We start from the raw sequence: 19,279 nt of genomic DNA on the forward strand, positions 1-19,279 counted from the left end.
GATGCAGAACCATGAGCACTGAGCAAGAGACGACTTTCGACGAGCCGCGGCTCAACAGTACGGAAATCCGCATTCTGGGTTCGCTGATCGAGAAACAGGCCACCAGCCCGGAAACCTATCCCCTGACCCTCAATGCCCTGGTGATTGCCTGCAACCAGAAAACCAGCCGCGAGCCGGTGATGAACCTGACGCCTGGCCAGGTTGGCCAGAGCCTGCGCGCCCTCGAAGGACGCGGCTTCACCAGACTGGTGATGGGCAGCCGCGCCGACCGCTGGGAACACAAGGTGGACAAGGCCCTGGAGCTGGTACCGGCACAGGTCATCCTGACCGGGCTGATGTTTCTGCGCGGCCCGCAGACCGTCAATGAACTGCTGACCCGCAGTGGCCGCATGCATGAATTCGAAGACACCGAACAGGTGGTGCATCAACTCGAACGCCTGATTGCCCGGGGCTTGGCCGTGCTGATTCCACGTCAGGCCGGTCAGCGCGAAGACCGCTATACCCACGCCTTGGGTGATCCGGCGGATATCGAGGCGATCATGGCGGCACGGCAAAACCCGACCGAACGGGGCGGCAGCGGGGTTTCGGTTGAACGGATCGAAGAACTGGAAGCGCGGATTGCTGCCCTGGAAGAAAGGCTGGCTCGGCTCGAGTAATCAGGCTACAGAGATCCCGATGTGGGAGCGAGCCTGCTCGCGATGGCGGACTGTCAGTCACATCAATGCCGGATGGGCCGACGCTTTCGCGAGCAAGCCCGCTCCCACAGGGGTTTGGCGGTGTTCGCGCCTATTCGCCGTCCCAGTAATCCACTCCATCGGCTTGCCGGGCAACGGCAACAAAGCCTGACGCATTACCCTCGGCATCCACCTTGAAGTCATCCATCACGGCATACTTGCCGGAATCCGGGTACTCACAGATCTCCGGTGATTGCTGGGTGCTGACGGCCAGGTACCGCAACTCGCCGTTGCTGGTATTGATGATCTGGTGCGCCTTTTCAGGCCCGCCCGGTGGACAGGCGATCACATCACCGGTGCGGATCGGAAAACGTTCGGTTCCCAGGCGGACCTCTCCCTCCCCGGCCACAACGTAGAACATTTCCTCATTGACCCGATGACTGTGGAACGGGCTGCCGCGCATGCCTGGCTCCAGCGCATACAGGCGATAACCCAGCTTTTGCGCCCCCAATTGCTGACCGACTCGGGCCAGGCGCTGTTGATAGCGCCCGGCGGTTTCACCGCCCGGCGCAAACGCTTCGGGCAGCGGTTCAAGTTCGACTGAGTCCAGATTGAGAATGGGGGGATGCATGGACACCTCCTAGCTGCGGGCAAACGCCACGGCCTTCTGGAATTGCTCGTCTGTCGGCCGTACACCGGTATAGAGCACAAATTGCTCCAGCGCCTGGATCGCGATCACTTCAAGCCCGGTGATGACCCGCTTGCCTTCGGCGCGAGCACGCACGATCAGCGGTGTTTCCGGTGGGATCGCCACCACATCGAAGACAGTTTCTGCTTTTTCGATCACTTCAGGCTCAAAAGCCAGTTGCTCGGCCTCCGGTCCTCCCGTCATGCCGATCGGGGTAACGTTGACCAGCATTTGCGGGCGACGGCTCCCCAGCTCGGCCTGCCACTCATATCCCAATGACTGCGCCAGCGCCTGTCCGGCGCGCTCGTTGCGGGCCACGATCACGCCGTTTTCATAACCGCCATCGCGCAAGGCGCTCGCTACGGCCTTGGCCATGCCTCCACTGCCGCGCAAGGCAAAGGTCGAGTCCTTGGGCACCTGGTGTTTTTCCAGTAACTGGGCCACGGCGATGTAGTCGGTGTTGTAGGCCTTGAGATGACCGTCGGTGTTGACGATGGTGTTGATCGATTGAATGGCGGCGGCAGACGCGTCGAGTTCATCCACCAAGGCAATGCAGGCTTCCTTGAATGGCATCGACACGCCACAGCCACGAATCCGCAGGGCGCGAATCCCGGCAACGGCCCCCGTCAGGTCCTGGCTGGCAAAGGCCTTGTAGTAAAAATTCAGGCCCAGTTGTTCATACAGATGATTGTGAAAACGCAGACCAAAGTTCCCGGGGCGTGCTGAAAGGGACATGCACAGCTGGGTGTCTTTGTTGGGGTTCATCTGCATGGGCAAGCTCCTTCAAATGCACTTTTCGGATGGACGGGATTAGCCCTCCATCGGGTTCTGATCGATCATTTAAGTGTGTTATCGCGGCCTTACACGGGTCGGTAAAAAAGTCGCTACAGACCTTACACAAAATTTACCTCGCGGCCGTGCTGTTTTTCGAAAAAAAGCTGTCTTAGAAGTATCCCCGCGACAATCCCTGGGTCTATTGCAGACACAGGCGCCGGGTTGAAGAACCGAGGAACTATCATGATCCGTAAAGTCCCCACAGTAGCCTTGCTGATCGGCACCCTCGCTATCGCAGGACAGGCGCAAGCCGGTCATGGTAATGACGCCGCGGTATTTGGAGCGATCGTCGGTACTGCCATCGTCGGCTCGGCTCTGATCAACGCCAACCGCCCGGTCTATGTCGCACCGCAACCGGTCTACTACCAGCCCGCGCCGGTTTATTACGCGCCACCGCCTCCGGTTTACTACCAGCCGGCCCCGGTCTACGTGCAGCAACCGATCTACTACCGTCCGGCCCCGGTGTACTACGGCCCACCCCGTGGCTACTACGGTCCACCCCGTGGTTACTATGGCCCACCACGGGGCTACTACGGCCACGGCCATGGTCGCTGGTAACGAACGCTTCAAGCCCCGCTGAACCAGCGGGGCTTTTTTATCCCCGTTTGTCGGTACAGGTCTGGATAAATCTCGCCAAGGTCGCTATCGGGACAGTGCCCGTGGCAGAAGTTGGCAAGATGGACTCGACCCGTTTTCTGCCGTGCGGCAAAAAACGGTCATATTTTTGTCATGACAGTTCCGCAAGCTCGGTGCTGTCCGTCGAAAACAGGTTGATAACAACAAGGACGACCACATGCCCACGCAAAACCCGCACCGCATCGTCGGTCTGTGCACCTCCGGCAAGGTGTACAACGCACTGACCGAACTCAAGCACCTGGAAGGTCATCGCAGCGCCAAGTTTCTCTCGCTGCTGGCGCAAAGCCTGGTGCGCAAGGGCCTGCTCAACGAGCAGGAAGTGGTTCATATGCTCGATCAGGTGGTCGACTGACCGACCAACGGTCGTTTGCCCCATCCGGCATCAATGACCACTATCGAAAGCGTTGATTACCCCTCAAGGCCCTCGGACCTTAAAGTAACTCCACAGATTGATGGAGGTACTTGTCATGTCCAAGGTTCAGATCATGTCCGTTATCGGCAGCGCCGTCCCCGCACAGCTCAGGGAACTGGGCATGCTCGCCTGCTGGTATCTGGTGCGGGACGGCGTGCAGATCAGCGGCCCGCTCACTTCGCTGCCCGCGGCAAAGGAGCTGTCGCAACGCATCGGCACTGGCCAGTCCGGCAGGCTGAGTGCTTAAGGCAGCTGCACCCGCGGTTTGGTTTCAATGAAAATGGCCCAGCTCGACATGAACAGGGCCGCGATCAACGGGCCGATGACAAAGCCGTTCAGTCCGAAAATCGCCAGGCCGCCGAGGGTCGAGATCAGGATCATGTAGTCCGGCATCCTGGTGTCTTTGCCCACCAGTAACGGCCGGAGCAGGTTGTCCACCAGCCCGATCACGAAGACCCCGAACAATACCAGCACCACGCCCTTCCAGATCGCCCCGGTAAACAGGAAAAACACCGCCACCGGCACCCAGACTATTCCCGCTCCCACCGCCGGCAGCAGCGACAGAAACGCCATCAACACCGCCCAGAGCAATACGCTGGGAATGCCCAGGAACCAGAAGATCAGACCGCCCAGCGCGCCTTGGGTGATCGCCACCAACAGGTTGCCTTTCACAGTGGCCCGCACCACACGATTGAACTTGAGCTGCAATCGGCGTTTCTGCTGCTCCTGCAACGGCACCGCCTGGCGCACCTTGCGCGCGAGTTCCGCACCGTCGCGCAGGAAGAAAAACAGCAGGTACAGCATGATGAAGATACTGACGATGAACTCGAACGTGCCCTGGCCGAAACTGAACGCCTGGGAGGCCAGTACCTGCCCACCGGTCATTGCGCTCTTGACGATTTTCTCTCGCAGCCCGCTCAACTCGCCCAAGCCGAAGCGATCCAGCAGATACTGGAAATACGGTGGCAGGCTGTGCTTGAACTGCGACACGTACCCGGCGATGTCGAGTTCACCGCTCTCGACGCGCTTGTAGAGTACCGCTCCCTCCTGGACCAGCAAGGTGCTGATGATGATCACCGGTAGAATCGCGATCACCAGGCAAATGCTCAATGTGCACAGCGTCGTGAGGTTGCGTTGCCAGCCGAACTTCAGTTGCAGTCGGCTCTGCAGTGGCGCAAAGACGATGCCGAGGATCACCGCCCAGAACGCTGCGCCGTAAAACGGCAGCAGGATCCAGATGAAGGCAGCGCTCACCAGCACCAGTAAAACCATCAAGGACTTGTCTTGCAGTGTCGTTTCGTTCATGTCCGATCCGTGCCAGCCAGTCAGGACGAAAAACTTTCGCCTTGATGTTTAGTCCGCCACGGCTCGCGCGAGTGCCATCAGTTTATTGATCCGGCATAGATCCAGGTCAATAAAGCCTTGGCACAGGGCATTTACCCTGTGCGGCTTTTGCGACCGACACTGCCATGAACCTCACCGCGCCTGAACTGCTCGCCCCCGCCGGCACCTTGAAAAACATGCGTTACGCCTTCGCCTACGGCGCCGATGCCGTGTACGCCGGCCAGCCGCGCTACAGCCTGCGGGTGCGCAACAATGAATTCGACCACGCCAACCTGGCCCTCGGCATTCGCGAGGCACAGGCCCAGGGCAAGCGCTTCTACGTGGTGGTGAACATCGCGCCGCACAACGCCAAGCTCAAGACCTTCCTCAAGGACCTTGAACCGGTGATCGCCATGGCCCCGGATGCGCTGATCATGTCCGACCCTGGCCTGATCATGCTGGTGCGCCGGCACTACCCGCAAATGCCGGTCCACCTTTCGGTGCAGGCCAATACGGTGAACTGGGCGAGCGTCGAGTTCTGGCAGCAGCAAGGCCTGAGCCGGATCATCCTGTCCCGGGAGCTGTCCCTGGAAGAAATCGCCGAGATCCGCAAGCAAGTGCCGGCCATGGAACTGGAAGTGTTCGTGCACGGCGCGTTGTGCATGGCCTATTCCGGGCGCTGCCTGCTGTCGGGCTATATGAACAAGCGTGACGCCAATCAGGGCAGTTGCACCAATGCCTGTCGCTGGAAATATTCGGCGCAACCGGCCACAGAAAACACTCTCGGCGAGATCGTGCAGCAGTATCAACCGGAACCCACCCTGGGCATCGGGGCGCCCACCGGGCAGGTGTTCCTGTTGCAGGAAGCCAATCGTCCCGGCGAACAGATGCCGGCCTTCGAAGACGAACATGGCACTTACATCATGAACGCCAAGGACCTGCGCGCCGTGCAGCACGTCGAACGCCTGGCCCACATGGGCGTGCACTCCCTGAAAATCGAAGGCCGGACCAAATCGCACTTTTATTGCGCGCGCACCACCCAGGTTTATCGCCGCGCCATCGACGATGCGCTGGCGGGCCGGGCCTTCGACCGCGGCCTGATGACCGACCTGGAATCCCTCGCCCAGCGCGGCTATACCGAAGGCTTTCTGCGCCGGCATGTGCATGACGAGTACCAGAACTACCAGAACGGCAGCTCGGTCTCGGAGCGCCAGCAGTTTGTCGGTGAACTGACCGGGCAGCGGCGGGATCGCCTGGCCGAGGTCAAGGTGAAGAACCGTTTCGGACTGGGCGATCACATGGAGCTGATGACGCCCAAGGGCAACTTCCACTTCGATCTGCATCAGTTGCAAAACGCCAGGGGCAAAGGAATCGAGGTAGCGCCGGGGGATGGGCATACGGTGTATTTGCCGATACCGGATGCAGTGGATCTGGGTTTTGGCCTGCTAATGCGAGATATCGGCACACCGTAACCCCCCCTGTAGGAGCTGCCGAAGGCTGCGATCTTTTGACGTTGCCTTTCAAGATCAAAGGATCGCGGCCTTCGGCAGCTCCTACATTGGCTGATCCTGAACCTAGGCAAACTCCTCGCGCAGCATCGCCACAAACGCTTCACGCGCCGGGTGCACCCCGGCGTTTTCGTGCCAGTAGAACAGGTTGTCGACGGCGGTCAGTTCGGGGAATTCAAACCCCACACAGCCGGCGCCTTTGGCGTATTGGTCGAACACGCCCTTGGGCACCAGTGCCACGCCGGCCCCGGCACTGACGCAACCGACAATCGCACCATAACTGGCCAGGCTGACAATCGGCAGCGCCTGGCCCTGTCGCAACAACCAATGCTCCAGCGCCGCCCGGTATGGGCAACCCTGGGGCCACATGAACACGGTCTGGTCTTGCAGATCGCTGACGTTCCGCAGCGGCCCCAGGGAGGTCGAGGCGATCAGTAGCAGCTCTTCGCGGTACATCGGCGTGCGCTTGAGGTGTGAACGCTCGACATCCACCGCCACGATGGCGCCGTCGAGCTTGTGATTGAGCGTGTCGTCGAGCAACTGCCCCCAGGAGCCGGTGGTCAGCTCCAGCGCCACCTGCGGGAAACGCTTGTGGAATTTCGCCAGCAGGCGCGGCAATCGCCCGGTGGCCGACGACTCGATGGCACCGATGCGCAACGGCCCCGAGGGCTCGGCCGACGGGTCGACCGCGCGCTTGGCCTCGGCGGTGAGGGCAAGAATTTTCGAGGCGTAGGCCAGGAAGGTTTGCCCCGACGGGCTGATGCGCAGCCCTCGGCCCTCACGCAGAAACAGCGCGACACCCAGTTCGGCCTCAAGGGCCTTGATCCGTGCCGTGATGTTCGACGGCACGCAATGCAGTAATTCGGCCGCGCGGGCGATGCTGCCGACATCGGCCACGGTCTTGAACATGCGAATCTGTGCCAGCTCCATACATCACCCATAGTGAACGATCAGAGCAGTATAAGTCAGTTGTGGCGAACGATCCGCTTTCTGATACTCGGTGCATCCGCCCACAGGTGCACGACCATGAAGCCGCTCACACCCTCCCCCGTTTCCCCCTGGAAAATCATTCTGGCCATGGCGTTTGTCGTGGCGTGCTGGGGCTATTCCCCGACCGGCATCCATATCGGCTTGCAGGCCTACGACCCCGTGCACCTGGCGCTCCTGCGCTTCCTGCTGGCTTCTGTGTTCATGGCGGTGGTCGCGATGTTCAAGGGCATTCGCCTGCCGAGCCTGCGCGATCTGCCGCTAATGTTCGGCCTGGGTTTCTTCGCGGTGAGCCTGCACCACGTGGCGATCAACTTCGGGCAGCAAGGTGTCAGTGCTGGCGCTTCGAGCGTCCTGGCCCAGACCACGCCGCTGTTCAGCACGCTGATCGCGCGCTTCGTGTTCAAGGATCAGGTGAGCCTGTGGCGCTGGGGATGCGTGCTGCTCGGGTTGTTGGGCGTGGTGTTTGTGGTGGCGGGCGATCATGGCCTGGGCAGCATTGATGCCCACGGTTTGCTGATCCTGCTGGCGGCGGTGTCCTGGAGCCTCTACTTTGCCCTGCAAAAGCATCACACCGGACGTTACGACGGGCTGACACTGGTGTGTTACACGGTGTGGTCCGGGACGGCGCTGTTGCTGGTTTTCTTGCCCGGCCTGGCAGATCAAGTCGCCCTGGCACCGATGCGCGTGCAGTTTGCGGTGATTGCCCTGGGGATATTCCCCAGCGCCCTGGCGTACCTGGCCTGGGCCTATGTGCTGGCGCATGTCGATTTGAGCCGGGCGACGATGACCCTGTATCTGACGCCGCCGACGGCGATGGTGATTGCATCCTATGCGCTTGGTGAGCGGCCGACATTGATGATCGTGGTCGGCGGGCTGGTGGTGTTGGCGAGTGTGCTGGCGCTGAATCTGGAGCGGCGGGCTTTGGTTGTTAAGGCTGTCAGGGTCTGATCCAGGTTTTTTGCTGCCTGGACTGACGTCTTCGCGAGCAAGCCCGCTCCCACAGGTTTTGAGTCGTACTCAAGCACTACGGCATGCATAAACCCCCTGTGGGAGCGGGCTTGCTCGCGAAGAACGATGACTCGGTGCCACTGAAGAACAGACAACCTCAGCTAGCCGAAAACCGGTCGCGACTGTTGGTCAGGTGCAGCCACATCGCCGCCCGCGCCGCGTCCGGGTCCTGGCGCTTGATGGCATTGAGAATCGCCTCGTGCTCGAGGTTGGCCAACTGGCCGAGCTTGCTCAAGTCCACCGCGCCACGCTCGGCGGCATTGACCCGGGTGCGCGGGATCATTGCACTGCCCAGATGCTGCATGATTTCAGTGAAGCAAACGTTGCCGGTGGCTTCGGCGATCAGCAGATGAAAACGCCGGTCCGCTTCGACACAGCTGTCGTTGTTGGCCAGCAGGCTTTGATAGTCGTCCAGCGCTTCACGCATCTGCGCCAGTTGCAGGTCGGTACGGCGCGTTGCCGCCAGCGCCGCCGCCTGTGTTTCCAGGCCCATGCGCAACTCCAGAATGCTGCGCACCCCCAACGCGGTATCGACATTCAGCCGCAGCCCCTGCTCCGGCGCGCGCTCGATCACGAACGTGCCAATGCCGTGCCGGGTTTCCACCAGCCCCGAGGCCTGCAACTTCGAGATCGCCTCACGCACCACCGTGCGACTGACCCCGTGTTCCTGAACGATGGTGTTTTCCGACGGTAGCTTGTCGCCGGGCAACATCTGGCCGAGCAGGATGCGCTGGGTCAGTTTCTCCACCAGGTCATGGGCCAGGTTGTGGCTGCGCTTGCGAGCGGGTACTTCGAGGTCTTCTTGCATGGTGGTGTCCGGAAATCAGGGCTATCGAATCGTAGCACCGCGCCAGACGGGAATCCTGAAAAAATCTCGGCATCTTGTATGACAACACTCAACAACCAGCCCATTTTGATTCGTTTCAAGGGCTATCCGCCACCACCAATAGAATAAAAAACCTCTGTTAAAGCGCCATTTCATTGAATAAGCGTGGTTGCAAGATGAAAAAACCTAGTTGTATGATGTCTATCAACAACGTAGCACCCAGCTTCACCCCGCATAAAAATAACGAGTGGGAGAAAACGCAGTGAATACATCCATCCCCGGGATGCACGACGACGCCAATCCAGCGCTGAAGTCCGCCATCGCCAAAGTCAAACGTCACGTCTTGCCGCTGTTCGTCATCATGTTCATCGTCAATTACATTGATCGCGTGAACATCGGTTTCGTCCGCGCCCACATGGAACACGACCTGGGCATTGGCGCGGCCGCCTACGGCCTGGGCGCCGGTCTGTTCTTCATCGGTTATGCACTGTTCGAGGTGCCCTCCAACATCCTTCTGCAGAAAGTCGGCGCTCGCATCTGGCTGACCCGGATCATGCTGACCTGGGGCCTGGTCGCCGCGGGCATGGCGTTTATCCAGAACGAAACCCACTTCTACATCCTGCGTTTTCTGCTGGGCGTGGCCGAAGCCGGGTTCTTTCCCGGGGTGATCTACTACTTCACCCGCTGGTTGCCCGGCGTGGAACGCGGCAAGGCGATTGCCATCTTCCTCAGTGGCTCGGCGATTGCCTCGTTGATCTCCGGCCCGCTGTCCGGGCTGCTCCTGCAAATCAGCGGCCTGGGCATGCACGGCTGGCAATGGATGTACTTCATCGAGGGCATGTTTTCGGTGGGGTTGTGCGTGTTCGTCTGGTTCTGGCTGGACTCCAGACCCCATGACGCCAAATGGCTGAGTCGCGAAGAGCAGGACGCGCTGGTCAAGGCCATCGACGATGAACAATTGACCCGGGAAGCCGCCACGCCGATCAAGCCGTCGCTGGGCAAGTTGCTCAAGGATCGCCAGATCATCCTGTTCTGCCTGATCTACTTCTTTATCCAGCTGACCATCTACGCCGCGACCTTCTGGCTGCCGAGCATCATCAAGAAGATGGGCGACCTGAGCGATGTCCAGGTCGGGCTGTTCAACTCGATTCCGTGGTTGCTGTCGATTGTCGGCATGTACGCCTTCGCTTCCCTGTCGGCCAAATGGAAACACCAGCAAGCCTGGGTCGCCACCGCCCTGCTGATCGCCGCGGCCGGGATGTTCATGTCCACCACCGGCGGGCCGGTCTTCGCCTTCGTTGCGATCTGCTTTGCCGCACTGGGCTTCAAATCGGCCTCGTCGCTGTTCTGGCCGATTCCCCAAGCCTATCTGGATGCGCGCATTGCCGCTGGCGTCATCGCGCTGATCAACTCGGTGGGCAACCTCGGCGGCTTCGTTGCGCCGACCACTTTCGGCCTGCTGGAAGAACGCACCGGCTCCATTCAGGGCGGGCTGTACGGCCTGGCCGCGACCTCGATCATCGCCGCCATCATCGTGTTTGCCGCCCGCAACAAACCCAAATCCGCGCCTGCCGTCGAATCGGCCAAAGCTGCGCCACGTCACGCCTGAAAGGATAAGAAAATGACTGCACAAGAAATCGCCAAGGCCCCGATCATCACCAGCATGCAGATTGTTCCGGTGGCCGGCCACGATGGCATGCTGCTCAATCTGAGCGGCGCCCACGGCCCGTTTTTCACTCGCAACATCGTGATCCTCAAGGACAACGCCGGCCATACCGGCGTCGGCGAAGTGCCGGGGGGCGAGCGCATCCGCCAGACCCTCGAAGACGCACGCAGCCTGGTAGTCGGCAGCCCAATCGGCACCTACCAGAAGATCCTCAATCAGGTTCGCCAGACCTTCGCCGACCGCGATGCCGGTGGTCGCGGCTTGCAGACCTTCGACCTGCGCATCACCATTCACGCCGTCACCGGCCTGGAAGCCGCATTGCTCGACTTGCTCGGCCAGCACCTGGACGTACCGGTGGCCGCCCTGCTCGGCGAAGGCCAGCAGCGTGATGAAGTGAAGATGCTCGGCTATCTGTTTTATGTCGGCGATCGCAACGAAACCGACCTCGCCTACCGCAGCGAACCGGACGCCGACAACGACTGGTTCCGCGTGCGGCACGAGAAAGCCATGACCGCCGACGCGGTGGTGCGCCTGGCCGAGGCGGCTCACGCCAAATATGGCTTCAAGGACTTCAAGCTCAAGGGCGGTGTGCTCAGCGGCGACGCCGAAATCGAAGCGGTCACGGCCCTCGCCGAGCGCTTCCCCGATGCGCGCATCACCCTCGACCCGAATGGCGCCTGGTCACTGAAAGAAGCCATCCGCCTGTGCCGCGATCAGCACCACGTGCTGGCCTATGCCGAAGACCCGTGCGGGGCGGAAAACGGCTACTCGGGACGCGAAGTCATGGCCGAGTTCCGCCGGGCCACGGGCCTGAAGACCGCGACCAACATGATCGCCACCGACTGGCGGGAGATGGGCCACGCGATCCAGTTGCAGTCGGTCGACATTCCCCTGGCCGACCCGCACTTCTGGACCATGCAGGGCTCGGTGCGCGTGGCGCAGATGTGCCACGAATGGGGCCTGACCTGGGGTTCGCACTCCAACAACCACTTCGACATTTCCCTGGCAATGTTCACCCATGTCGCGGCAGCCGCGCCGGGCGAGATCACCGCCATCGACACCCACTGGATCTGGCAGGACGGCCAACGCCTGACCAAGGCCCCGCTGCAAATCGTCGACGGCTGCGTGCAGGTGCCGCAGAAACCGGGGCTGGGGGTCGAACTGGACACGGATCAGGTCGCCAAGGCCCATGAACTGTACAAAGGCATGGGCCTGGGGGCCCGGGATGACAGCGTGGCGATGCAGTTTTTGATTCCCGGCTGGAAGTTCGATAACAAGCGTCCGTGCCTGGTGCGTTGAATCGGCAAGCGCGTTGAATCAAGGGGTGCGCGTGGCCGCCTGTTGGCGGCCGATTTTAAAAAGCGCTCGGAGCATGGCGCTTCACGCCCTAAAATGACGCGCAACTGAATCAACGACGGATGAAACCAACATGGACAGGCTGAAAAACATCGCCGCTTGCATGGCGATATTCGCCGCGGGCCAATGCGTTGCGCAGGATCAAATCGAGACAGTGGTGAACGCCGCTGTACAGCCGGTGATGCAAGCCGAGGGAATTCACGGCATGGCCGTGGCGATCACCGTCAACGGCCAGGCGCATTACTTCAACTATGGCGTCGCCTCGAAAGAAACCGGCACTCCCGTCACGCAAGACACCCTGTTCGAAATCGGCTCCGTCAGCAAAACCTTCACCGCCACCCTCGCCGCCTACGCCCAGGCCACGGGCAAGCTGTCGCTGTCGGACAAGGCCAGCCAGGTCCTGCCAGCCTTGCGCGGCAGTGCGTTCGACCAGATCAGCGTGCTGCAACTGGGCACCTATAGCGCTGGCGGCCTGCCCCTGCAATTCCCCGCTGAATATGATTCGGCCGACAAAATGCTCGGCTACTACAAGCAATGGAAACCGCTCTACGCTCCCGGCAGCCACCGACTGTATTCGAACCCCAGCCTCGGCCTGTTCGGCTACCTCGCCGCGCAAAGCATGGGCCGGCCGTTCGATGACCTGATGGAGAAAACCCTGCTGCCAAAACTCGGCCTCAAGCACACCTATGTGCACGTGCCGCAGGCTCAGATGGCGCTGTACGCCCAAGGCTACAACAAGGAAGGCCAACCGGTACGGGTCACTCCGGGTGCGCTGGATTCCGAGGCGTACGGGGTGAAAACCAGTGCCGCTGACTTGCTGGCCTACGTCGGCGCGAACATAAAGCCGACGTCTCTGGAAAAACCATTGCAGCAAGCCATCGCCTTGACCCATAGCGGTTACTACACCGTTGGCGGTATGACCCAGGGCCTCGGTTGGGAGATGTATCGCTACCCGATCACACTGGATCGCCTGCTGGACGGCAACTCTACGCCAATGGCCATGCAGGCCCATGAAGTCCAGTGGCTGAACCCGCCACAAGCGCAGCCGCAGGACGCGCTGATCAACAAGACAGGCTCAACCGGTGGTTTTGGGGCTTACGTGGCGTACGTGCCATCGAAGGACATTGGCATTGTGATGCTGGCCAACAAGAATTATCCCAATGCAGAACGGGTCAGGATTGCTCATCAGATTCTGAGCGCCCTTACCCGGTAAGACCGCCCCGCCTTGCATACCCACATAAACCAAGTAGGATTCGCGCCTCTTTTTTGCGTCACCTGGCCACGCATCAGGTCTGCCGAATCCTTTGGGGGGGGTGGCGGGACTATGCTGAAACAGGACATGAGGATTGATCCATGAAAGTGCTGTTGGTCGATGACCACGCTGTCGTGCGCATGGCGATCGGAATAATTCTGGCCCGTGAAGGCCATGTCATCGTCGGCGAGTGCGACAACGGTGTGGACGCGTTGAGCAAGGCCTTCGAGCTCAAACCCGATGCAATAGTGCTTGACCTGGATATCCCGCAACTCGATGGCATGGCGGTGATCGATCGCCTGCGCATCGGCGGCAGTCCGGCTCATGTCCTGGTTCACACGGGGCTGAAAAGCCAGTCGTACGCCGCGCAATGCATGCGGGCCGGTGCAGCAGGCTTTCTGTCGAAGGCCGATGACCCGGTGGAGATCGTGACGGCACTCAAGGCGCTAGCCAATGGCAAATCCTGGTTCCCGGTCGGTACGCTCAAGTCGGTGCGCCACAGCGATTTCGCCCGCAACGATGTGCAACTGCTCAGCGGCATTACCCGGCGCGAACTCAAGGTGTTGCACGGCCTGGCCCAAGGCCTGAGCAACAAGCAGATCGCCGACGATATGTTGTTGAGCAACAAGACAATCAGTACCTACAAGACCCGCCTGATGCAAAAGTTGAATGCCAGTAATTTGCTTGAGTTGATCGAGTTCGCCAAACGCAACGACCTGGCCTGACCCATGAATCGACTGGTCCTGCGGCTGTCGGGAGTGCTCGGTCTGATACTGGTGGCCCTGAACGCCTGCGCCGATCCCCTGACGCTGCTCAGCCGTGCGCCCACGAGCGACATGAGCCTGTCGCTCAACACGGCGCAGCGTCAGTGGCTGGAGCAGAAGGACGTCTTGCGCGCCGGCGTTTATCTGCCGGACCGTCCGCCACTGGACATCACTGCCAACCAAAAGGACTACGAAGGTCTTTCAGCCGACTACCTCGACTGGCTGGCGCGAGCCTTGGGCGTACGTGTACGCGTCGAACGCTATGCCAGTCAGGCCGATGCGTTGAGTGCTTTGCAACGGGGCGAAATCGACCTGGTGCCGCGGATCAATCACCTGGAAACGCAGTACAGCGACCTGCGCCTGAGCGCACCCTATGCCTACGACCAGGCCGTGCTGGTCAGCCGTTTCGGCACGCACTGGATGAACAATGAACTGCCGCCGGGAACCACGGTGCTGTTCGATCCGGACTGGATCCAGCAGGATCGGGTAATCTCGCTGTTTCCCGACCACCCGGTGCAAACCGTCGATTCGACCCAGCACGGCCTCGGCATGGTGGCCTATGGCGAAGGCATGGTGCTGCTCACCGACGCGATTTCCGCACAGTACCTGCTCGAACGCAGTTACCAGCAGAGCCTGAAACAGACTGTCCAGCGCGATTCCGAAGGCCTGGGCTTCAGTTTTGCCATGCAGCGCCAGAACACCCGGCTACTGACCCTGCTCAACAGCGCGCTGGCAACCCTGTCGCCCCAGGAACGCGTGGTCATTGCCCGCCACTGGGGCATTGGCGCCAACCCGGGGCTCGGCTACAAGCGCTTGCAGTTGACCGCCACCGAGCAGCAATGGATCAAGGACCATCCGCAGATCGAAGTGCTGGCCAACGACCTGTATTCGCCCTTCAGCCTGTTTGATTCCCATGATCAGATGCGCGGCATGGCGGCGGATCTGCTGGAGATGATCAACAATCGTACCGGCCTGGTGTTCCGCCCGCGCAAGATTTCTTCGGTGCAAGCCATGATCCGCCGCACCGAACGCGACCCGCCCGCTCTGATTGCGGCGCTGACCTACAGTGACCGGCGCGAGGAACGGCTGGCGTTCTCCCGGCCCTATATGATCAACCCGTTCGTGCTGGTCACCCGGGTGCAGCCTGAACATGAGGGCCTGGTCCGACTCAAGGGGCAGTCCGTGGCGATCATCAAGGATTCCGCGGCGGCCAACTGGCTGGAGCGCGAATGGCCCGACATCAAGGTGGTCGAAGTCGATACACCGATCGAGACTTACGAATTACTCGCCGAAGGTCAGGTCGATGGCGTGATTCAGCCACAACTGGGCGCCGGCTACCTGATCGACCGGTTCTTCCGTGGCCAGTTGCAGATCGATTCGGTGCTCGGCGCGCAACCGGCGCTGATCGCCTTTGCCAGCGGCAAACAGAACGCCGAACTGGTATCGATCCTCGACAAGGCGTTGCTCGACATCTCGCCCGATGAATTGAGTGGCCTGGCGAGCCGCTGGCAGAACCCGCAGCAAAGCCACGGAGGCTGGAGCGCCTACAAGAACTGGTTCTTTCGGGCAGTACTGGGGATGGTGCTGGTGCTGTTGGTGGTGCTTGCCTGGAACTTCGGACTTCGCCGGCAAATCGCCGAACGCCTCAAGGCGCAAAAAGCCTTGAACGACCAACTGGAATTCATGAAGGTACTGGTGGATGGCACACCGCACCCGATCTATGTCCGCGACCGCAGAGGCCTGCTGCTGACCTGCAATAGTGCCTACGTGCAAACGATGCAGGTCGAGTTGGATCAGGTGCTGAACAAAGGCTTGATCGAAGCCGATATCCTGCCCCTCGACGACGCCCACAATTACAAGCGGATTCACCGTACGACCCTTGAGAGCGGGGAGCCGTCCTTCGACAACTTCACCATGACAGTCAAGGGCCAGAAGCGCCACGTCTACCACTGGGCACTGCCGTACCGCGATTCCAATGGCACCATGACCGGCGTCATTGGCGGCTGGATCGACCTGACCGAGCAACACCACCTGCAACATGCGCTGATCCAGGCCAGGAAACAGGCCGAATCGGCCAATCGCGGCAAAAGCCATTTCCTGGCGGTCATGAGCCACGAGATTCGCACGCCCATGAGTGCACTGGTGAGTGTGCTTGAATTGCTGCGCGAAAATCAGCCCGAACAGAATGCCGATGCAGGACTGATCGACATCGCGCAGAAATCCGCCAACGGCATGATGGAGTTGATTGGCGAGATTCTCGACCTTTCGAAAATCGAGTCGGGGCAGTTTGAGTTGCGCAGCACCAGCAGCTACCCGCAACGCCTGGCGCGCACGGTGTTGCAGAGTTTCGCCAGCCTCGCCCAACAGAAAAACCTCGCACTGGAGTTTGTCAGTCATGGCCCGGACATCACGGTGCAACTTGACGCGCTGCGCTTTCGGCAAATCCTGTCCAACCTGGTGAGCAATGCCATCAAATTCACAACACAGGGTACGGTGACCGTCGAGCTGAGTCTGAGCAGCGATACGCCGTTCGCTCACCTGCAACTGGTGGTACGAGACACCGGTATCGGCATGGACGAACAGCAACGCCAGCGCCTGTTCCGACCCTACACCCAGTTCGCCGACCAGGACTGCGAATTGCAGACCGGTACCGGTCTGGGCCTGGCCATCTGTCAACAACTGACCCAACTGATGGGTGGCCGCCTGGACTGCACCAGCACCCCGGGCCAGGGCTCGTGCTTTACGCTGACGCTGCAGGTGACACCCGTCAGCGAAGGCGACGCACCCTCGCCCATCGATACCGCGCCATTACCACCGCTACCGCCGCTCTACGTGCTGATTGTCGAGGATCACGAGTTCAATCGCGTGGTATTGCAACGCCAGCTCGAATCCCTGGGGCTGCGTGTCACCTGCGCCGAAAACGGCCTGGAAGGCTTCAATCTCTGGCGCCAGGACAGGTTCGATTACCTGATCACCGACTGCAGCATGCCGCTGCTCAACGGCGACAAGATGACCCGCCAGTTGCGCGCCATCGAAGTGGCCGAAGGTCGCACGCCGACCCATGTGGTGGGGCTGACCGCCAATGCCCAGCCAGAGGAAATCCAGCGTTGCCTCGAAGCCGGGATGAACGCTTGCCTGTTCAAGCCGCTCACGCGTAGCGCGCTGGAACGTTACCTGCACGAGTCCGAACGGACGCGCCAGGCCAGCGAGCCGTGCTTCGACCTGTCCAGGGTCACCGACATTACCGCTGGCGATGCGCTGATGAGCCGCCAGTTGTTGACGACCGTGCTGCGTACCAACCAGGAAGATTTCGACGCCATGCAGGAACTGTTTCGCGCGGGCGACTTCCGGGCCATGGGCCGGCGTTGCCACAAAATCCTTGGCAGCGCGCGGATCATTCATGCAACGCCGTTGATCAGGGCCTGCGAACAGCTGGAGTCAGGTTGTGAGGCAACGACCACCCAACAGGAAGTGCATCGTTTGTTCGAGGCCTTTGCTCGCCAGATGAAGCGTCTGCAGACGCACATTCAGTGCGTCATCGACAGCGATAGCGTGTAGGACATCAATCATCCGGCATTTCAGGCGGCTTGGCGGGCTTGGCCGGTTTGCCTGGTTTTGTACCTTTGGCGCCTTTGGCCGCCGGCTCGGCTTCAGTGACGGGAGCCGCCACGGTCGCTGTAAACTCTTTCTCGGCCGCCGGCAACTGATCGACAGCGCTGAAAATCTCGTCCAGCTTGAAGGCGTCCGATTGTTCAAGTTTCTTTTCGCCGTCCTTGCCGACCAGAATCACCTTGGTCTTGGCGCCGGCACCCAGTTTGAGCGAGCGGATCAGCGCCGCCGTGTCCTGTGGCCCCAGGTCCTTGCCGTCGCGCTGGCCCATCAGGTTGAGTACGGTGTAGAGCACCATGTTACGGTCGGTGAATCCCTTGCGGTTGGCCGGCTCATCCAGGGACTTCTTCAGGCTGGTCCAGGCCGGATCAACGGTGCTTGGAGCGATGACAATCAGTGGTCGGGCCCTGCCCTTGTCCATGTCCAGCGGTGAGTCGCCATCGGCGGCGAACGAGGTGCCAGCAATCGCCAGCAAGGTAGCCAGGGTCAGTGACCTGATGAGCATGCGCATCTCCTTTTGATATCCACGCTCTAATGATTGCGCATCGCGGCGATCGTTCCGGGTGACGTACCGCAATATTTTTCGCCTTGCCCCAAGCTTAGGTCAGGGCGGTCATTGCGCAACAGGCTGGGCTAATCTGAAGACTCATGACAACCCGCCGATCCGTGGTGGGCCGAGCCTGGCGAGCGCCAGGCAGGCCAATGATCAGGCGGGAGGACGGTGGGTGTGCCTGGGAGCTGAACATCAACCTGCCGAATACCGCCACCCCCCAGGTAGGAGCTGCCGCAGGCTGCGATCTTTTGATCTTGATCTGACATTTCTGCATACACCGCATGATCCGCAACAAGATCGCAGCCTGCGGCAGCTCCTACAGGATCCGGTTCATCCCGCCAAACGGGTAACCGATCCGGAGCTCCCACAGGGCATTGCGTGCAGGGGTTAAAACGCCAGTTTGTAGCCGATCAACAACAGCATGGTCGCCAGGCAAGGGCGCAGCAGTTCGTCGGAGATGCGCCCGGTCAGGTGGCTGCCCAGGTAAATCCCCGGCAACGAGCCCACCAGCAAGTAACCCAGGACGTGCCAATCCATGTTGCCCATGCTGGCATGGCCAAGGCCCGCGACCAGGGTCAGCGGCACCGCGTGGGCAATTTCAGTCCCCACCAGACGGCGGGTCGGCAGCATCGGATAGAGAATGAACAGTGCCACCGTGCCCAGTGCGCCGGCGCCGATGGACGTCAGCGCGACCATCGTGCCAAGGACCAGCCCGGTGATGACCGTCATCACGTTCAAGCGCAGCCCGCTGGGGTTGTAGTTGCCACCCGCACGCTTGTGGGCGAAGTCGAGCAGGCGCTTCTTGAACAGGATCGCCAGTGCCGTGGCGAACAACACAAACCCGAGGGCCTGCTTGATGATCGCGTTCATCGCCTCGGGGGCGCTGTGCAGGGTACTGAGGAACCACAGCGTCAACACCACCGCAGGCACGCTGCCCAAGGTCAGCCAGCCGGTAATCGCCCAGTCGATGTTGTTGTTCTTGCGGTGAACCAGGACACCGCTGGATTTGGTGATGGCGGCGTACAACAGGTCGGTACCGACCGCCGTCGCCGGGTTGATGCCGAACCAAAGCAGGATCGGGGTCATGAGCGACCCGCCACCTACGCCAGTCATGCCGACGATGAAGCCGACAACCAGCCCGGCAACGACCAACCCGATGTTCACTAAATCCATGAATACT

General features: G+C 60.8%; 18 protein-coding genes. 11 read left to right on the forward strand and 7 right to left on the reverse strand.

Annotated elements, in window-relative coordinates; all coding sequences use genetic code 11:
* The first annotated feature begins 11 nt into the window (after window positions 1–11).
* On the forward strand, window positions 12–656 hold the full coding sequence (locus ACM6G4_RS00420) for a YceH family protein (protein WP_414912763.1): 645 nt from the start codon (window positions 12–14) through the stop codon (window positions 654–656).
* A gap of 130 nt (window positions 657–786) precedes the next feature.
* Here ACM6G4_RS00420 and ACM6G4_RS00425 read toward each other — a convergent pair whose 3' ends face one another.
* The gene (locus ACM6G4_RS00425) at window positions 787–1,305 is read right to left on the reverse strand and encodes a cupin domain-containing protein (protein ID WP_056722441.1); all 519 of its coding nucleotides are present in this window, start codon (window positions 1,303–1,305) and stop codon (window positions 787–789) included.
* Between the two features lie 9 nt (window positions 1,306–1,314).
* Entirely contained in the window at window positions 1,315–2,133 is an 819-nt protein-coding gene (locus ACM6G4_RS00430) for a shikimate 5-dehydrogenase (RefSeq protein WP_414912764.1), read from the reverse strand.
* A 246-nt stretch (window positions 2,134–2,379) separates the two neighbouring features.
* Between ACM6G4_RS00430 and ACM6G4_RS00435 the strand changes: the two genes are divergently transcribed.
* The 3 genes from ACM6G4_RS00435 (at window position 2,380) to ACM6G4_RS00445 (ending at window position 3,491) form a co-directional block, all read left to right on the forward strand.
* Window positions 2,380–2,754: a hypothetical protein gene (locus ACM6G4_RS00435; protein ID WP_056722445.1), complete on the forward strand. Its 375-nt coding sequence runs from the start codon at window positions 2,380–2,382 to the stop codon at window positions 2,752–2,754.
* A gap of 235 nt (window positions 2,755–2,989) precedes the next feature.
* Window positions 2,990–3,184, forward strand: coding sequence for a hypothetical protein (locus tag ACM6G4_RS00440; RefSeq protein ID WP_056722446.1), 195 nt, complete (start codon window positions 2,990–2,992; stop codon window positions 3,182–3,184).
* 115 nt (window positions 3,185–3,299) lie between these two features.
* Window positions 3,300–3,491, forward strand: a complete 192-nt coding sequence (locus ACM6G4_RS00445) for a hypothetical protein (RefSeq protein WP_414912765.1) — start codon at window positions 3,300–3,302, stop codon at window positions 3,489–3,491.
* Here the strand turns inward: ACM6G4_RS00445 and ACM6G4_RS00450 are convergent.
* Window positions 3,488–4,549: an AI-2E family transporter gene (locus tag ACM6G4_RS00450; RefSeq protein ID WP_414912766.1), complete on the reverse strand. Its 1,062-nt coding sequence runs from the start codon at window positions 4,547–4,549 to the stop codon at window positions 3,488–3,490. The genes ACM6G4_RS00445 and ACM6G4_RS00450 overlap by 4 nt on opposite strands.
* 164 nt (window positions 4,550–4,713) lie before the next feature.
* Between ACM6G4_RS00450 and yegQ the strand changes: the two genes are divergently transcribed.
* A complete protein-coding gene (gene yegQ, locus ACM6G4_RS00455) occupies window positions 4,714–6,039 on the forward strand; it encodes a tRNA 5-hydroxyuridine modification protein YegQ (RefSeq protein ID WP_414912767.1) in 1,326 nt (441 codons plus the stop codon).
* A gap of 102 nt (window positions 6,040–6,141) precedes the next feature.
* Here the strand turns inward: yegQ and ACM6G4_RS00460 are convergent, their stop codons facing one another.
* Window positions 6,142–7,005, reverse strand: a complete 864-nt coding sequence (locus ACM6G4_RS00460; RefSeq protein ID WP_414912768.1) for a LysR family transcriptional regulator — start codon at window positions 7,003–7,005, stop codon at window positions 6,142–6,144.
* A 96-nt stretch (window positions 7,006–7,101) separates the two neighbouring features.
* On the opposite strand from ACM6G4_RS00460, the gene ACM6G4_RS00465 reads away from it, so the two are divergent.
* Window positions 7,102–8,013: a DMT family transporter gene (locus tag ACM6G4_RS00465; protein ID WP_414912769.1), complete on the forward strand. Its 912-nt coding sequence runs from the start codon at window positions 7,102–7,104 to the stop codon at window positions 8,011–8,013.
* A 157-nt stretch (window positions 8,014–8,170) separates the two neighbouring features.
* Here the strand turns inward: ACM6G4_RS00465 and ACM6G4_RS00470 are convergent, their stop codons facing one another.
* Complete coding sequence (locus ACM6G4_RS00470; protein WP_056722458.1) at window positions 8,171–8,881, reverse strand: FadR/GntR family transcriptional regulator; 711 nt, start codon at window positions 8,879–8,881, stop codon at window positions 8,171–8,173.
* Between the two features lie 280 nt (window positions 8,882–9,161).
* Between ACM6G4_RS00470 and ACM6G4_RS00475 the strand changes: the two genes are divergently transcribed.
* The 5 genes from ACM6G4_RS00475 (at window position 9,162) to ACM6G4_RS00495 (ending at window position 17,495) form a co-directional block, all read left to right on the forward strand.
* Entirely contained in the window at window positions 9,162–10,508 is a 1,347-nt protein-coding gene (locus ACM6G4_RS00475; RefSeq protein WP_414912770.1) for an MFS transporter, read from the forward strand.
* Window positions 10,509–10,520: 12 nt separating this feature from the next.
* Window positions 10,521–11,864 carry a glucarate dehydratase gene (gene gudD / locus ACM6G4_RS00480; protein ID WP_414912771.1) on the forward strand — a complete coding sequence of 448 codons (1,344 nt, stop codon included), beginning with the start codon at window positions 10,521–10,523 and terminating at the stop codon, window positions 11,862–11,864.
* Between the two features lie 160 nt (window positions 11,865–12,024).
* On the forward strand, window positions 12,025–13,134 hold the full coding sequence (gene ampC / locus ACM6G4_RS00485; RefSeq protein WP_414912857.1) for a class C beta-lactamase: 1,110 nt from the start codon (window positions 12,025–12,027) through the stop codon (window positions 13,132–13,134).
* 140 nt (window positions 13,135–13,274) lie between these two features.
* Window positions 13,275–13,898, forward strand: a complete 624-nt coding sequence (locus tag ACM6G4_RS00490) for a response regulator transcription factor (protein WP_056722467.1) — start codon at window positions 13,275–13,277, stop codon at window positions 13,896–13,898.
* A gap of 3 nt (window positions 13,899–13,901) precedes the next feature.
* The gene (locus ACM6G4_RS00495) at window positions 13,902–17,495 is read left to right on the forward strand and encodes an ATP-binding protein (RefSeq protein ID WP_414912772.1); all 3,594 of its coding nucleotides are present in this window, start codon (window positions 13,902–13,904) and stop codon (window positions 17,493–17,495) included.
* A 4-nt stretch (window positions 17,496–17,499) separates the two neighbouring features.
* On the opposite strand, the gene ACM6G4_RS00500 is transcribed toward ACM6G4_RS00495, so the two are convergent.
* A complete protein-coding gene (locus ACM6G4_RS00500) occupies window positions 17,500–18,051 on the reverse strand; it encodes a DUF4174 domain-containing protein (protein ID WP_414912773.1) in 552 nt (183 codons plus the stop codon).
* Window positions 18,052–18,486: 435 nt separating this feature from the next.
* On the reverse strand, window positions 18,487–19,272 hold the full coding sequence (locus tag ACM6G4_RS00505; RefSeq protein WP_223541409.1) for a sulfite exporter TauE/SafE family protein: 786 nt from the start codon (window positions 19,270–19,272) through the stop codon (window positions 18,487–18,489).
* Window positions 19,273–19,279 lie beyond the last annotated feature (7 nt).

Origin of the sequence: Pseudomonas sp. IT-P258, assembly GCF_949767825.1 — a bacterium.
Lineage (GTDB): Bacteria > Pseudomonadota > Gammaproteobacteria > Pseudomonadales > Pseudomonadaceae > Aquipseudomonas > Aquipseudomonas monachiensis.